The organism is Roseibium porphyridii (genome assembly GCF_026191725.2).
Classification (GTDB): Bacteria; Pseudomonadota; Alphaproteobacteria; order Rhizobiales; family Stappiaceae; genus Roseibium; species Roseibium porphyridii.
Window position 1 is genome coordinate 79060 of record NZ_CP120863.1, and the last position, 15300, is coordinate 94359.

The 15300-nt window shown below is 53.4% G+C and carries 14 protein-coding genes and 1 pseudogene; 3 read left to right on the forward strand and 12 right to left on the reverse strand.

The genetic code is table 11. The annotated features are described in order from the left end of the window. The 11 genes and pseudogenes from K1718_RS00420 to K1718_RS00470 form a co-directional block, all read right to left on the reverse strand. On the reverse strand, positions 1 to 1101 hold the full coding sequence (locus K1718_RS00420; RefSeq protein WP_265680119.1) for an amino acid ABC transporter permease: 1101 nt from the start codon (positions 1099 to 1101) through the stop codon (positions 1 to 3). Then, a complete protein-coding gene (locus tag K1718_RS00425) occupies positions 1091 to 1327 on the reverse strand; it encodes a hypothetical protein (protein WP_265680118.1) in 237 nt (78 codons plus the stop codon). Before K1718_RS00425 ends, K1718_RS00420 begins: the two co-directional genes overlap by 11 nt. Positions 1328 to 1843: 516 nt before the next feature. Next, positions 1844 to 2665, reverse strand: a complete 822-nt coding sequence (locus K1718_RS00430) for a sugar phosphate isomerase/epimerase family protein (protein ID WP_265680117.1) — start codon at positions 2663 to 2665, stop codon at positions 1844 to 1846. 7 nt (positions 2666 to 2672) lie between these two features. Further along, a complete protein-coding gene (locus tag K1718_RS00435) occupies positions 2673 to 3632 on the reverse strand; it encodes a sugar phosphate isomerase/epimerase family protein (protein ID WP_265680116.1) in 960 nt (319 codons plus the stop codon). Positions 3633 to 3668: 36 nt separating this feature from the next. Next, complete coding sequence (locus K1718_RS00440) at positions 3669 to 4958, reverse strand: TRAP transporter large permease (protein WP_265680115.1); 1290 nt, start codon at positions 4956 to 4958, stop codon at positions 3669 to 3671. Continuing rightward, the gene (locus tag K1718_RS00445; protein ID WP_265680114.1) at positions 4955 to 5479 is read right to left on the reverse strand and encodes a TRAP transporter small permease; all 525 of its coding nucleotides are present in this window, start codon (positions 5477 to 5479) and stop codon (positions 4955 to 4957) included. The genes K1718_RS00440 and K1718_RS00445 overlap by 4 nt, the downstream gene beginning before the upstream one ends. A gap of 14 nt (positions 5480 to 5493) precedes the next feature. After that, on the reverse strand, positions 5494 to 6474 hold the full coding sequence (locus tag K1718_RS00450; RefSeq protein ID WP_265680113.1) for a TRAP transporter substrate-binding protein: 981 nt from the start codon (positions 6472 to 6474) through the stop codon (positions 5494 to 5496). 22 nt (positions 6475 to 6496) lie between these two features. After that, on the reverse strand, positions 6497 to 7213 hold the full coding sequence (locus K1718_RS00455) for a GntR family transcriptional regulator (RefSeq protein ID WP_265680112.1): 717 nt from the start codon (positions 7211 to 7213) through the stop codon (positions 6497 to 6499). A gap of 284 nt (positions 7214 to 7497) precedes the next feature. After that, positions 7498 to 8595 (reverse strand): annotated as a pseudogene (locus K1718_RS00460) (Tn3 family transposase); the annotation flags it as partial. A 108-nt stretch (positions 8596 to 8703) separates the two neighbouring features. Then, complete coding sequence (locus K1718_RS00465) at positions 8704 to 8934, reverse strand: hypothetical protein (RefSeq protein WP_265680111.1); 231 nt, start codon at positions 8932 to 8934, stop codon at positions 8704 to 8706. A 735-nt stretch (positions 8935 to 9669) separates the two neighbouring features. Continuing rightward, positions 9670 to 10281, reverse strand: coding sequence for a methyltransferase type 11 (locus tag K1718_RS00470; RefSeq protein ID WP_265680110.1), 612 nt, complete (start codon positions 10279 to 10281; stop codon positions 9670 to 9672). 273 nt (positions 10282 to 10554) lie between these two features. Here K1718_RS00470 and K1718_RS00475 point away from each other — a divergent pair, with 273 nt between their 5' ends. Then, positions 10555 to 11430, forward strand: a complete 876-nt coding sequence (locus tag K1718_RS00475; protein WP_265680109.1) for an HD-GYP domain-containing protein — start codon at positions 10555 to 10557, stop codon at positions 11428 to 11430. Positions 11431 to 12092: 662 nt separating this feature from the next. Here K1718_RS00475 and K1718_RS00480 read toward each other — a convergent pair. Continuing rightward, positions 12093 to 13028, reverse strand: coding sequence for a Kelch repeat-containing protein (locus K1718_RS00480; protein ID WP_265680108.1), 936 nt, complete (start codon positions 13026 to 13028; stop codon positions 12093 to 12095). A 238-nt stretch (positions 13029 to 13266) separates the two neighbouring features. Here K1718_RS00480 and K1718_RS00485 point away from each other — a divergent pair, with 238 nt between their 5' ends. Together K1718_RS00485 and K1718_RS00490 are read left to right on the forward strand one after the other, a co-directional pair. After that, entirely contained in the window at positions 13267 to 13926 is a 660-nt protein-coding gene (locus K1718_RS00485; protein WP_265680107.1) for a GntR family transcriptional regulator, read from the forward strand. A gap of 54 nt (positions 13927 to 13980) precedes the next feature. Then, positions 13981 to 15261, forward strand: coding sequence for an ABC transporter substrate-binding protein (locus K1718_RS00490; protein ID WP_265680106.1), 1281 nt, complete (start codon positions 13981 to 13983; stop codon positions 15259 to 15261). Positions 15262 to 15300: the final 39 nt, after the last annotated feature.

Genomic DNA, 15300 nt, shown 5'->3' on the forward strand with positions numbered 1-15300 from the left:
TCACCTTGAGATCCGCTCTTTACGTTCCCGCTCCATACTGGTGACATAAGCGTCCATAAACAGGCAGATCACCAGGTAGATGGCTCCGACGAAAAGATAGAGCTCGCGATAAAATCCCTGCCAGTCGCCGTCAAAAAGGCTGGATCGCGCAGCGCCCAGAAGATCAAAAAGCCCGATAATGATCAAAAGCGACGTGTTTTTGACGAATGCAATCGAGATATTGGCAATTGGCTGCAGCGAATTGCCGATCACCTGCGGCAGGATAATCAACCGCTGCCGTTTCCAATATCGGAAACCGAGACTCTTGCCAGCTTCGTCCTGCCCTTTCGGCAGGGCTTCAAGCGCCCCGCGCAGGGCTTCGGCAAAGTAAGCGGCCGTCAACAGCATTAATCCCGTCGACGCTCTTAACAATTTGTCGGCAATGAACTCCTGCGGTGTCAAAAGCGGAATGATGGCAAACGTCATAAATACGAGGGTGATCGCGGGTATTCCACGAACCACGTCGATGTAAGCCTTGCACGGGATCTGGATGGCAATGTTCTTCGACGCGCTTCCGAGCATTAGCAGAACACCAAGTGGAAACGCCCCGGCGAGGCCGGCAATTGTCACGATGATCGTTACCGGCAATCCGCCCCACCGGGCATTGTCGACGGGGGCGAGTCCAAGGAATCCACCCCGCATCAGCGCCATCCCAAGAAGCAGGGATAAGAGCCAAGCGAGCAGAACCTTGGTCTGTCTGCGCGGAAACATGTATCCGTAGACACCAATCGCCGCGACGGTGGAAAGAAACAGGACAGGTCGCCAAAGCTGCTCGTCAGGATAGGCACCGAACAGTATAAGGTTCAGTTTTGCGCCAATAAATGCCCAGCAAGGTCCTCCATTTTCCCGACAGGCGGCTGCGGTGCCAGTAAATGTCGCGTCAAGCACGAGCCAACGCAGAACTGCAGGCCCTGTGGCAACAACAAGAGCGATCAGCAGGATGGATATTGCACTACTGATCGGGGTCCCAAAGTAGTTTCGCCGGAATTTCGAGAACCAGGTTCTACCTGGTCTGACCGGACTGTGCTGTTCCTGGTCCATGGTTGCGAGGTCACCACTCATAGCGCGCCTCCAGGATGTGAGACAGTTTGGTGATCACGATGTTGATGCTGACGTAAAACAGCATGTAAATCGCGATCAGTTCGATTGCCTGACCGGTCTGGTTCATTGCGGTGTTTCCTGCCGACACCAGCTCCGGATATTCGGCGCGAACCGTGACGATCACCCGCAGCTGCGCAGGTACTATGTTCAGCCGCTCCGCACGATCCTCATCGAATTTTCGCGCCACTCTGCAATTGCGAGAGCATCGCATGTTCCTCTTCAACGACTGGGCGTAGAATGAAGAGTTCTGCCTTTAGGTATGAGTGGTGTGTCCTGACTGCCCTCAACCTCGGCGACGGCTGTCTCCAGGCCATTGAAAGCCGGGGGCTGCTCGTCTTCGCTGAGCTTGTCCAACATTTTGCCCTGCCCGGCCCAGGCTCGACTCGGAAACTAGGAGCTCCAGACGCTTATCGATCTCATATAGAACTGCGGCTGGGGAATAGCCCCATCGCAGCAATGGTTTCTGCGGTAGACCCGTCTATGACAGTAAGCTCCTTCACACGTGAGACGAGAAAGACCAACTCCACAGTGATCTTGGCATTGTTCACCGTGGGCGATTTCCATTGGGTCGACCCCTTGTTGAGTCTTCACCAACTACGTCTAAGGGTCCTGGCACCACACCCCCGATGCAGAATGCATCAGAATGGCGATGGAATGAACTTCCATTTTCCTATCGTTTGAATATGGGGCAGCTTTCTCGGGTTTAGGGATTAAATGTTTCCAACACTCGCCTCGCTATCAAAGCGCTCTCGAGCACCCATTCGTCTTCTCGCTTGCTGAGAGCTGCCTGATCGCACTCCCATGGCAACCAGTGTTCCAAAATGATGTTGATCCCGCGTTCATCTGGTCTCAACCGATCAAACACCGCACCAATGTCGACGATGCCTTTTCCCAGCGGCACACCTTCAACTTTGAAACCAACACCATATGGATCTGGTACAAATCGACAGTCTTTGAGGTGAAGATTGATCGCAAATGGGGCCAGTATATTTACTGTCTCCAGCGGCCATTCTCCTGCACAGATCGAGTTTGCCACATCAAGGCATACTCCAAATCGGTCAGAGTCCAGTCTCTGCACAAGAGACGCCAATTCGGGTGAGGAGATTGCGAAGTGGTTTTCAAATGCAATCCGCACACTCTGGTCAACGAGGGATTGCTCTATTTCCTTTAGCTCAGCAACTAGTTGGCACTGCCCTTTCTGAAGATCGGTTGCGTCCAGCGATACCCGGATCAGTTCGCAGTCAAGCTGGTTTGCATACCCTAAATATGTCGTCAGACTTGCTGTGTCTGTCGCTCCGGCTAACCCTAGCTCTACCGATATTCCTTTTGCTTTCGACTCGGTGGCCAACTCCGCGATTTCGCCATTATCACGCTCGTGAAGCGGGATGTTGTCAGCAAATTGAACCAGAGAAAGGTTTGCTAGTTCAGCTCGGTCAAGCAGATCGAGCAGACCTAGTGGCTTTTCGGGGATTCTGTCCTTAAACCCGCATGACCAGCGATAAGAAAAACTACCAAGACCAAGCACAGCAACCTCACAGAAGCGACGCGATTAACTTATTGATATTACGCGCCGGGACACCATCCGCCACCATCGCGTCAAGTTCCTGCATCGATATTTTTTCGCGTAAATTCTCCAGGTTCTCCATGATCTCAAATGTTGCCGCAATGGCTTCCACATTGTCGCCATTTCTTGTGAAAACGTCGTAGGCGAACCAGCCGTTCCATCCCATTCGTTCAATGTAATAGAGAAGTTCAAGCGTTTCCCAAAGGTTCACAGACGCAGGCAGCATGTCCCAATCGGCGCCACGGTCGTTGTCATTGAAATGGACATAGAAGAGACGGTTCAGATCCTGCCCAAGCGCCGCTTCCGCTGCTGGGGTTTCATTAGCCATAAGTGCATGCCCGACATCCATGGTCACACCAAGGTTCGGCGCGCCGATTTTCTCGCATAAAACAAGCGAGCGGGCCATGGTTGGAAGTATAATTCTGTTTTTGGATTCAAAGGCCTTGTATTCAATGGAGATGCGTACGTCGTCACGATGGACGGCGGCTGCCTCGAATGCTTCAACGAGCCATTTCCACTGGTCCTGATAGTCCACCTCAAACGGGTAGTCCCAACCATCAATCAGCGGGCATACAGATATCATGTTCGCGCCGAGTTCAGCCGACATGTCCATTGCAGTTTTCAGGTATTCAATCGCAGTATCGCGGACCCGTTTGTCTCGAGAGGTGAATGAACCCTTGCGGTACATGTCTTCGGTCTTGACGTTTACATTGACAGCGGAAACACCCAACCCGCTGCTCTTAACCAGACCGACAGAATCACCGTTATGTCCCAAATCCTGCGGATAAACGGGCTCGACGCCATCGGTCCGCGGAATTTTTAGCGCCAGTTCGAGCCGCTCTTCTAAACTGCGATGTTTCTGATAGACATGAAAGCGATCATTGTACCGGCCAATTGTGCCGAGCAATATTGAGTTCTTGAAAGCCATTAGTTTTCTTTCTTTACGGTTTCAGGGGCACACCCCCTATCGGTTGTAAACAAGGCTTGGGATCGCGGTCACAAGTTGCGGAAACACCATGAGAATGCACAGCAAGGCCAAGTGGACGCACAGGAACGGGAGAATTGCCCTCATCATCCGGCCGATTTTCACATTTGCGATCCCGCCGGCGACATAAAGGGATAGTCCGACAGGTGGCGTGATCGTGCCGATCATCAGGTTGATTGACATGAGGACACCGAAAAACAACGGATCGATACCAAATGCCTTGATGACCGGCAGCAAGACCGGGGTGAAGACGATAATCGCCGATCCTCCATCGAGAAAACAACCGGCGATCAGGAGCAACAAATTGACAAGCAGCAGGAGCACCAGAACGTGGTTCACGTTGTCCGTGAACCATTCAGCGATCGCAAAGGGTATTTGTTCAATCGTCAACACATAGCCAACGAGGCTAGCTGCCCCGACAATCGCCATAACAAGCGTCGTATCGCGCGCGGTCTGATAGAGAATTTCAGGAACCTGCGACAGCCGGAGTTCGCGATATGCAACACCTATCAAAAACGCATAGGCGACTGCGACCGCTGCCGCTTCGGTTGCGCTGAATGCACCGGTTCGGATCCCCCCGACAATAATGCCCGGCAGCAACAATGCTGGCAAAGACTGGAGAAACACACTTGCGAAGCTGCTTCGTTGTTGCGTGGCGGAAACGGTTTGGTCACTGGGAGCCGGTTTCGCGCTGAAGTAGATGTATCCCATCAAGCCGAGGCACATCAAAACCCCCGGAATAATGCCACCCATGAAAAGCCCACCAATGGAAACTCCAGAGATGACGCCATACAAAACCAGCGGAATGGAGGGGGGAATGGTTGATCCGATGACGCCTGAAGCCGCAACGACTGATGCCGAATAGGACGGGTCATACCCACGCTCTTTCATTCGCGGGATTATCGTTGATCCAATTGCCGCGGTATCTGCAACGGAAGAGCCGCTCACGCCTGCGAACATGGTCGCTGCCAGGACTGCCACGTGCGCGAGACCCCCACGTATCCAGCCGACCAGATGAAACGCGAAACCTATCAGCCGACGGGTAATTCCTCCTGCTTCCATGAGCTTACCCGCCAGCAGAAAAAACGGAATGGCAAGCAGAGGAAAGCTGTCGATGCCGGCATATACCCGTTGCATCACGAGCTGCGCAGACATCAGCCCATCTTGCGTGAGAACCACGATACAGGCGGCGATCAGCGCAAACACAATGGGTACGCCGAGCAGTAACAGGACGAAAAATGCGCCCGCTAGAAGTGCGAGTGCCGTCATTTGATCGCGTCCTGTTTTCCTGTAACAATCAGCACTTCGCGAACAAGATTTATGGCAAGCCAGAATATCATCAGCACAACTGCGAAAAAGATTGTCGAGTAGATCAGGCCGAAAGGTATCTGAAGGGCAGGAGTGAGTTGGTCCCACTCCCGGCCGAGAGCCGCCCAGGCTCCTTGTGCCAGATACCATGAACAGTAGATTCCAACTGCTTGGGCCATGGCGACGCACAGGTGATAAACACGTTTAGGAAACAGCTCTATAATGGTCGTAACCGAGAGGTGTTCGTTGTTTCGGCTTAATACGGCCGCACCGAGAAAAACCAAGCCGATCATACAGATACGAGCCAACTCTTCACTCCACGTCAAAGAAAAGTCGAGTGCATACCTTGAGAAAACCTGCGCTAATACGGCAATCACCATGGTTGCGATTATGGCAATCAGCAAAAAGCGCAGCACAGCGAAGGTGATCCTTTCAAGAAAGGACAACCGGTCGAGCACGTTTTGGAAACTGTTTTCAGCCATGCTGCGCTCTCAAATCAGCGGGTCTGATCGATGAGTTCGATCCAGCGGTTGGCCTGATCGCCGAATTCTTCAACCGCCTGTTCGCGGAGTGGAGCGACTTTTTCCGCAAGTGCCGCGCGATCTGGACGGGTGACCTGCATGCCCTTTTCTTCAAGCACCGCCAGCAAGCTCGCATCGTCGGCCGCAACCTTATCGCGTTGAACTTGCTGACTATCGATCACCGCCTGTTCGATAATGTCCTGATGTTCTTTGGAAAGTTTGGTCCATTGGTCTTCGGAGTACATGACCATGTGGGTGAGATGCAGGTGTCCTGTCAGTGCCAAATGATCATTCACTTCATAGAAGGCGGCTGCATGAATGTTCGACAGAGGGTTTTCCTGACCGTCGACGACTTTCTGCTCCATTGCAGCGTAAAGTTCGCCGAATGCCATCGGCGTCGGGCTGGCGCCCATCATTTCCACGGAGGTCAAGTGATACTTCGCATTTGGAGTGCGAAGCTTCATTCCCTCAAGATCGTCGGGCGAGTTGATTGGGCGGACGGAGTTGGTGACATGACGCATACCGGCTTCGTAGAAACCAAGGTGTTTGACGTCATGTTTTTCGATCAGAGCGGCAACTTCCTTCCCCAGTTCACCATCAAAGGCGCGAAAAGCATGTTCGCGGTCATCGAACAGATAACCGATTTCCAGCGTGTTCATAACGGGTTCCCAGGATCCGAAAAACCCAGTGGTAACCCATGTCATTTCGAGGCTACCATTACGGAGCTGCTCGACGAGCTCGCGTTGATTGCCCAGCTGTCCGTCTGTGAAAACACGCACCTCGATCTCGCCGTTTGAGCGCTCCTCAACCAGGCGTTTGATCTCCTGTGCTCCGACATTTTCAGGATGATCTCCCGATACGACGGTTGCAATCTTCACCGTCACGTCGGCAGCCATAGCGGGGGCAGTCAGCGCCGTGGTCGCGGCAAGAGCAGCCGCAAGCAGAATGTGTTTCATGTTATTCCTCCCTCTATTTTACTCAAGGCACCAAGATTTCGTTCGCAGGCATGTCGCCCGAGCGAGATCTGTTTAAACGTTCAATTATTTCAATCATTTCGTTGGTCGTTCGCTCCCAGTGAGCGCGATACAATTTCGCAATCTCTGCCTGCTGCCCCGCCTCGATGGCATCAAGCATTTCAACGTGTTCCTTGGTCGACTTTTCGGGCAAGGGCCGCAGATGAAGAACAAACAGCCGAGCGCGGTCGGTCAGGACCCGAAGGCTGTTGTATTGTTGGACGAGGCGGTCGTTTCCGGAACTCGCGACGATGCTGAGGTGAAACTTGGTATCAGCGTTCACCCAGGCTTCACGGTCTTCCAACTCGATGGCCTTCTGCATGTCAGCAGCATGTCCTCGCAGTTGAGACAACGCTCCGGCATCACCGTGCTCGCATAGCAGAAGAGCTGCTTCCAGCTCCAAGGCTCTCGCAACTTGGTGGATTTCCCGGACGTCTTTGACACTTAGTGGCAGCACGCGCACACCACGGCGCGGCTGCACTTCAACAAGCCCTTCATCTCGCAAGCGAAGCAATGCCTCCCGGACGGGAGTACGGCTGAGCTTGAAGCGTTCGGACACTTCCCGTTCCGAGGCAAAAAAGCCTGGCACTAGCACGTTGTTTAGAATCGCGTCGCGTAAAACGGCATAAGCCTGATCTGCCAAAGACGCATTCCCCTCAATCGTCGCTTTGATCTTCTGCACGGCAACTCCTCCTGCGCTCAGGATTTATTAGATAATAGATTAAGTCAAGTATCATCTAATATATTAGCTGAGATTTTTTAATTTTGGTATGTCTGGCGCTTTCGTAAACGCACGAAGTAAAGAACGGGAAGCGAGCTTCCCAAAATCAGTGTCAAGAACTTAATCTATTGAAGAAACGAACTTATTTTGAATATCTCGCACCCGTTCAAGCGAGACATTTAAACTGAGGGCATAGCGTTGAATTCCCGCCAGACTACGCTAAGCGGGCACAAAGGTGGAACATCCTACGCGACCCGTTGATCTCCAGTTAGGGTAAGCGGTTTCCGTCCTGATGTTTTGGCGGCCCGGTCCCAAAGGAAGTCACCGGAAAAGGCAATGTGCTCCCATCCAGCCGGTGATGTATGGGGCAGATAGTTGTCATCAATCTGATGACCTTCGGTGCGCAGGTGTTCGATGGCATCCGCCATATAAGTCGAGTTCCAGTAGACAATCGCCGCGATAACGAGGTTCAGGCCCGAAGCCCGATACTGTTGGGCTTCCCGGCTACGGTCGATGACGCGCCCCTGACGGAAGGTGTAGATGGCTTGAGCCAGTGCATGGCGCTGCTCTCCCTTGTTGAGCCCGGCCTGGCACCGGCGGCGCAGGGGCGGATTTTCAAGCCAGTCGAGCATGAACAGGGTCCGTTCGATCTTGCCGATTTCCTGAAGCGTGATGTCCAGCTTGTTCTGACGCTCATAGGCTGCAAGCTTGCGCAAGATCACCGATGGCGCGACGTGACCGGACTTGAGCGAGGCAACCAGCCGGACCACGTCGTCCCAATGATCCCGGATGATATCGGCGCGGACGCGTTTGCCAAGAAGCGGTGCAAGTGAGCCGTAGTTGGAAGGTTGTGAAATCGGGATCAAGCGCCGATCTTGGAAGTCGCGCAATCGCGGACAGAACCTGAATCCGAGCATGGCGCACAGGGCAAACACATGATCGGAAACGCCGCCCGTATCGGTGTAATGCTCCAGGATGGACAGATTGTTGCCATGGTGGAGCAGGCCATCCAGTACATAGGGTGCTTCATGCGTTGCGGCCGTTATCACCTTGATATGAAAAGGCCCATGCTGATCGGAGACGTGGGTGTAGAAGTTGAAGCCGGGATCGACACCGTAACGGGCATTGATGTCGCCGCCCGAGGCACCGCGCTTGGCTCCGCGGAAAAAATGCCCGTCGGAACTCGATGTCGTTCCGTCGCCCCAGATGCTGGAAATCGGCAAACGATGCTGTGCGTTGATGATGGTCGCAAGCGCCTGCCGATAGGTGTCCTCACGAACATAGGCGTCCTGCGTCCAGATGAGTTGGTCCCGGGTCACACCCTGACTGGCTACCGACGACCGGCACCAGAAACCATCGTCCGGATGGACCAAAGCCCAGTCATGCACTATCAATCAAAACGGACCACTTAGATGGGGCAGATCACCGGAAGGGATACGGGGTTGCTTCTGTTAGCCGGTTTTGGCGTCTTTCGTGTTGTCATTGTCGGATTGCTGCGGAACGCTGGATCCGAAGCGAATGCTGAACAGTGGCGGTAGTCCGATTGCGACACTGATGCTGACCTGGCCGTTGTTGCGGCCTTTTTCAGCAGCTTGCTGAAAAAGGCAAAGACGTTGCGGCTGGTGCATTTCAGGTAAGAGAAGATCTTTTTCATGGGTGTCTCCGTTTTGTTGAATTTGCATGATTGCAAAGCAACCAGACGCGGCGGATAGCAGACATATGCACCGCTTGCGGCCGCAACGAAGTGGAGGACCCTTTAGGGTTGCTGAAGTCTGCAAGACGCGTATGTTCGCGCCGCAAATCATCAAAGTCTTCAACAAACGAGATGCCTGAAAGTCTTCTCCTCGGAAAACGGACCAGACGGAACGGCCGCTTCCGCTGAGCAAGCTGCTGAAGAAAGGCTGCGGGCCCAGGTGTATCGGCTTCTCAATCGGGCTGCCGATGATCTTCGGTATTCGCGGGCGCGGCGTCTTGCTCATATTGATTCAATCACAACACGAAAGACCAAAACCGGCTAACCGCAGAGGCCGCCCTCCTGGTGGTCTTCTTCATACGTAGGTTGGGGAGTATTGAGGGGCGGGGCCGCATGGGGGCGCCCCTCGATCCGTTTTTCGGGCGTTCGATGCGCCTGAAAAACGGCCGCGGCTTGGCGATTTCGGGAAAATGTCTTATATTTGGTTCCGGAGTGGGATGGCAGGTTTCCCCGCCACCCCTTTCCTTAAGCGATCATTGAGACCCGCAACGTCACTGTCCAGGTGGTGCGGGTCTTTTTGATGCTAAGGGAAATGCTAATTGGTAAAAACCACATCACATTTCTCTCCGTTTGAGCGGCAAGGCTGTTGCCGCAGCCGGACTAGCCTATCTGGTCCGGTCGCGCCGCTGGACCGGCGCTGCTGCTTCTGCCGCTCAAAACTGAATCAGTCTTTCGATGTCTTAAACCGAATGATCTTGGTGTGCACCCTGCAGCTTGAGAAAGTGTCAATGGGCAGGGTTTCCAGCGTGTCCGCTTCCTCATGATTGTAGGTGATGGGGACCAGCGCAACAAGTGTGGCCGGTTCCGCGTGAGCGTTCCGGCCCAGGAGCGACAGAGCGCCGCGGATATGCTTACGCACATCTGAAAAGGGTGGGTTCATCAGGATACGGGGAAACGCAGCCTTGCCTTTCGCCTCTTCTGCATAATCCAGAAAACAGGACTGGATGACCGGCACACCGAGGGTTGCGACTTTGGCCGCAAGCTTGTGGTGGCGCTCAATGGCGGTGATTCCGGACGGGCTATGACCGGAAGCGAGCAGCGCGGAGACAAGCGCGCCCGTCCCGGCGCTCGGTTCCAGAGTGTTGTAGTCGCCAGTTGGCCCGAGATAGCCCACCATGCGGTGGGCGACATCGGCGGGTGTGATATGGCATTCGCTGGCTTTGTCGATGATCAGCGGCTCATCGATTTGCGTCCGTTTGGGCGTGGCCCCGGGGCTCCTGTACTGGACGGGAATGAACATCGGTTTATTGGGGCGGGCATAGACGGATTTTTTCATTGGTCTTGCCCTTTGTTGAAGCGTCTGAGCTGTTGCAAACAGTCTGCGGCTTCGCTGCGGGTGATGTCTTTTGAGATCATTAGGCACCATTTCGGGAACCTCTTCACGGTGCGGTTTGGATAAATGCGCATAATGGCATTCGGAAAATCGTAGCTTCTGAAAGCGTCAAGTCGGCTCTTAAGCATGGGTTTGCCTCACATCTTCACATTCTTGACGGATGGGAAACGAGGGGGCCAAGCCCCCTATTTGCATATTCGTTCAGGGCAGCTGAAATTGCGGCAGATCTATTTGGTGGCGGCGGAATTCAGAAAGCCAAGCCGGTTGTATTTCGAGATTTCTTCAACTTATCCGGCGCAACTTGTCCAAGTCGATAATTTGGATGCGCAGGTGCGGAACTCAGACTTTGTTATTGTCGACTTCCTTGGGCTTACAACGAAACACATTCAGCACCTCAAATTGCTGAGCGCGCGCACGAAGTTCTCACTGATTGGCGTCCTGGACACCAAAAACAGACAACACATCCTTCAAGCAAGATCCCTCGAATGCAAAAAGGTCATCGATCGCTCAAAACCGTTTGCCGCCCTTCTCTTGGAATTACGTCCCCTCCTCGGGGATTATTCTCATGCGGAGATTTCGAGCGAATGTTCCGTCGAGATGGAAAAAGCTGTTGTGGCCGCTTGCTCTTCATTTGCGCAACTCTCGACTGCTGCATTGATCGGAGCGGATCTACCTTTCGCCAAGTTAAAGAATGGCGCGGAAGAACTGGCAAGTGCGATCAAAGCCGAAGGACTAAACGCCTGGCTATCCGCCGTTGAACTGCACCATAGTCACACCTTCTGTCACACGATGATGGTGGCGGGGCATGCGGCCCACTTATCGATGGCCCTCGACCTGGACTCTGATGAGCAATTTCTTCTCACCGTTGGCGCCCTCGTTCACGATCTAGGAAAGATAAAGATCCCACTCTCGATCCTGGACAAACCGGCTAAGCTGTCATCTGGCGAACGCAACCTGATCAACAAGCATCCGATCCATAGCAGGAACATCCTTCGTAAATGCAATGGCGTACCGACCGAAATATTTGAAATGGCTGTCTCGCATCACGAAATTTTGGACGGATCCGGTTATACACAGGCAGCTCAGTGCTGATTGCGAGCAAGACTATCGAGTTTCAATTTCGGGCGGCTAGACATAAACATAACAGTTCAAATTCAGGTCGCGATCTCACTCAAACTCACCCGGCGTTAAATAACAATTAAGACTAGCTTACTGTAAAACCACTGACATGCCATAGGTTGTGCGGCCATTACTTAAGGTGCAAATTTGAACCATAAGTAATTATTTCCAGAAATGCGCTTCATGGTGGTGTCAATCGCCAGTTAAGGCATATTAATTCGTAAAAAAGATGTTCTTGATATGTTCAATCTAAGCGCAGACTTTTTTACAAACCTTGTTCTGGCCCCAGAAAGGCGCTAGCGGAAATCATTCGACGATTTCCATCGCAAAAATTATCCAATTGCTGGGGACTTTTAGCGAAAAATGGCTCGTGCAAGATGTTCCTACTTTGTATCAGCTTAACGTTGTTTGGCGGGAGACCAACGCTGTGCCCTCAAACTGGCAAGACGAGCCAGGCTCCAGCATTTGAGCAGCACTTCTCGCGCAACCTGTACAGGGCGGAACACTTCTGTCTTTCACGAAATGCCGCATTTGAAACCGTAAAAGGTGGCAATACGATTCCTGGCAAGACGAGGCGATGACGCACAGCTAAGCGCTTCGCCTCCTTCACGCCTATAGCCAAAAAAAATCCAGCTTCACTGCGAGCCCAAAGGGATCTCTATGCATTCAAGGCTGGTTAGTTCCGGCTCCCCACCTCTGGCGCCGCTCCCGGCCGCTATCCAGATTTTGCCATCGTGGACGCAGCAATTGGTTCCATGCCTAGCTCGGTTCAATGCAGGTCCAAGTGACCATTTCTCATTTGCCTCACTAAAAATTTGCATTTCTGAGAATACTTCGAGCCGATGTGCTTCGCCGCCCACGTAGTAGATGCTTTTTCCGATTGACGCGGCCCCTCCAGCGGCGGTCTCAATTGGCAACGGTTCCGGGTGTACCGACCATGCACAGGTTTCGAAGTCATAGACATCAACATCGGCGATCGTCGCTTTAAAGAGCCCGTCATAGTCCATGCCATTGTGCCTGCCGGTTTCCCGCCCGCCGAAGAAATACAACTTGTGACCTAGGATTGCGCAGGGGGCATGGTCCCGCTTGTTTGGCGCGTCGGGCAAGATCTCCCAGTCGCCGGTTTCAGGGTGAACCCGGTCAAACCAGGCCTGCGTTCCGGAGTGGTGCCCATCAACGATGCCACCGACCAAATAGATCCAGCCGTCGGTGTGCAGCACACACCCTGCCGCCCCGCGCCTTCGTGCGGGTGGGATTTCATGTCGAAAGTGCCATTCATCAGTCTCCGGTGCGTATGCCAGCACATGGCTTAATGGCGTTTCGCGCGGAAACTCGCCCGTCATTGTGCCGAGCAGCCATATTTCCTTGCCTACAATAACGGGCTGAAAATGGTGAATTTCCATTGGCGGCGGAGAAGCAGCCGTCCAGGTTGCGCTTACTGGATCAAATATATCCACGGGCTGAACTCGGCGACCGCCAAAAAGATAGAGCTTGCCCTCAAATGCCGCAAAGCCGTTTTCATGACGGCAACTCGGCTCGCCGTTACAGTTGACTGTCGTCCAGTTTGACATTCCTCACACCTCGCTAATGCATTGAAAAAAGTCGCTTTCTTGAATTCTAAATCCGAGAAACCTTGAACTTTTCCCGAACGCCAACAAAAAAACACTTGCACAATGTATATACTGAGTCCACTGTATACAATAAATACAGTGACGAAATTCTGTGTGACAAAGTCAAGGATTGCACCGTTTGACGACTCACAGGGAACCGGACTGTCGCTAGCAGATCAGACTTTCTCAGGAGTGTTTTATGCGCATTAGGTCGAAAACGGCCTCTTTGGAGGATGAGGTCTATCTCCAATTGCGTGAGATGATCTTGGCCGGAGAATTGGTCTCCGGCGAAAAACTGGTTCAGGAAGACCTGTCTGAACGCCTCGGTGTCAGCCGCACGCCCCTTCGCAGTGCCATTGCAAAACTGGAAGGCGAAGACTTCGTTCGGATGTCGTCACGCAGCGAGGCTTATGTGGCTGAATTCGGAACGCGTCAGATCGTAGACCTGTTTGAAGTGCGCGCCGTCTTGGAAGGCCTGATCTGCCGCTTGTTGGCGCCGACGATAGAACAGAAACATATTTTGTATCTTCGCTCCGTTATCACGGCCGCACAGCCAGCTGTCGAAACGGGCGATACGCAAGCTTACCGTGATGCTGACGTCGAGTTTCATACCTATTTGACCAAGCTGGTCACCCAGGGAAATCTCATCAAAATGCTGGATTCGGTTCATGCCATCATGAGCATGTCCTTGTCGCAAGGCATTTTGCGCTCACCAGCGGAAACTCATCCCGAGCACTTGGCGATCATCGACGCACTGGAAGCCAAGAACCCTGATCAGGCGGAGCGCCTGATGATCCAGCATATCCGAAAAACCATTGAATTACTTCGTCTCAGAATTGCCGACGAAGAGGCGAACTAGGCGCGCTTCACACTTGCGTGGGCGGCCTTTCTGGTGAAATGGAGGAATGACACCATGGAAAAGCTGAAACTGACCACAGCTGTACTGACGCTATCAGCAAGCTTTCTGACAACTGCTCCAGCCGGCGCGGAAAGCATAGAGTTCTGGACGCAAACTTATGGTGACCAGATCAAATGGACCGCTGCGATCAAAGAGCTGACAGAAGCCTACGAAGCAGAAACCGGCGTCAAGGTGAACCACGAGATCGTGCCTTGGTCCTCCTCACGCAAAACCTGGTTGGCAGTCGCCCAAGGAGGCGCAGCGCCTGATTGTGCCGACATGTGGTGGCTTCATTCCTTTTCCGCTATCGGCGGAGACAAATTCGGCCCTATGCCGATCAATGATTTCAAGTCCAAGTTTCCTGTTGAAGACTTTTATGAAGGCGCTTTGCAGGATTCGACCTGGCGAGGAGACTTTTATGGAGTTCCGTGGCGAGGCGACATTCGTGCGCAGCTCTATCGCACCGACATAGCGGCCGAAGCCGGCGTGACCCAGGCACCGGAAAACTGGGACGAGGTGATTGATGCCGCCAAGAAGATGACAAAACGCGGTGATAACGGCGAGGTTGAAACCTGGGGCTACAGCTTCGGGTCCGCGGCCAAGGTCGTCGATTGGCTGATGCCACTGTACTGGCAGGCAGGCGGCGAATTCATGACCGACGACGGCAAGACTGCAACGATCGACAATGACGCAATGCGCAAAGCGCTGACCTTCATGCACGACATGGTCAATGTTCATAAGGTCGCCGATCCGGATGCATTCGAGAAAGGGTACAAAGCTAGACCCGCATTTGTCGCTGGCAAGGTCGCGATGATCGGAAGCGCGGAGCAAGCGTGGGGCAACCGTCTGGAAACGGAGAACCCGGAAATGGACGGGAAATGGTCCTTTGCGCGAAGTGCCGCAGGTCCGGCCAATCGTGCAAGCTTTTCAGGAGCGGGATATTTGGGCGTCCTGCGCGGTTCTGAAAAAGTTGAGCAATGTGTCGACTGGCTCGCCTACCTGTCCAAGGACGATAACATGCTGAAACTGTCCCAGGCAGCGGGAACTGTCGCGACCAAGCCTGCTGTTATGGCGACTGACTTCTGGAGCGACCGGCCTTACAAAGTTGTTGTGGCCGAGGCGCTTGAAGATGCACACACCTCCCAGCATCCGGCGCCGTCCTGGTCGGCCATTTCTACCTCTGAGCCCGGCGGCATCCTTTATGACATGATCTATTCCGTCGTGATCGAGCAGGAAGATATGGATGAAGCCATCAGTTCTGCTCAGGACCTAATGCAGGACCAGCTGGATCGCTGAAGCGATCCAGCCCTCCCGGGCGTCTGCCCCCTCTCTCCA

Bases quoted from the DNA above. Each gene is read 5' to 3' on its own strand.
- K1718_RS00445 (WP_265680114.1), bottom strand. From the start codon at position 5,479: ATGGCTGAAAACAGTTTCCAAAACGTGCTCGACCGGTTGTCCTTTCTT.
- K1718_RS00420 (WP_265680119.1), bottom strand. From the start codon at position 1,101: ATGAGTGGTGACCTCGCAACCATGGACCAGGAACAGCACAGTCCGGTC.
- K1718_RS00470 (WP_265680110.1), bottom strand. From the start codon at position 10,281: ATGAAAAAATCCGTCTATGCCCGCCCCAATAAACCGATGTTCATTCCC.
- K1718_RS00485 (WP_265680107.1), top strand. From the start codon at position 13,267: ATGCGCATTAGGTCGAAAACGGCCTCTTTGGAGGATGAGGTCTATCTC.
- K1718_RS00440 (WP_265680115.1), bottom strand. From the start codon at position 4,958: ATGACGGCACTCGCACTTCTAGCGGGCGCATTTTTCGTCCTGTTACTG.
- K1718_RS00480 (WP_265680108.1), bottom strand. From the start codon at position 13,028: ATGTCAAACTGGACGACAGTCAACTGTAACGGCGAGCCGAGTTGCCGT.
- K1718_RS00490 (WP_265680106.1), top strand. From the start codon at position 13,981: ATGGAAAAGCTGAAACTGACCACAGCTGTACTGACGCTATCAGCAAGC.
- K1718_RS00435 (WP_265680116.1), bottom strand. From the start codon at position 3,632: ATGGCTTTCAAGAACTCAATATTGCTCGGCACAATTGGCCGGTACAAT.
- K1718_RS00450 (WP_265680113.1), bottom strand. From the start codon at position 6,474: ATGAAACACATTCTGCTTGCGGCTGCTCTTGCCGCGACCACGGCGCTG.
- K1718_RS00465 (WP_265680111.1), bottom strand. From the start codon at position 8,934: ATGCAAATTCAACAAAACGGAGACACCCATGAAAAAGATCTTCTCTTA.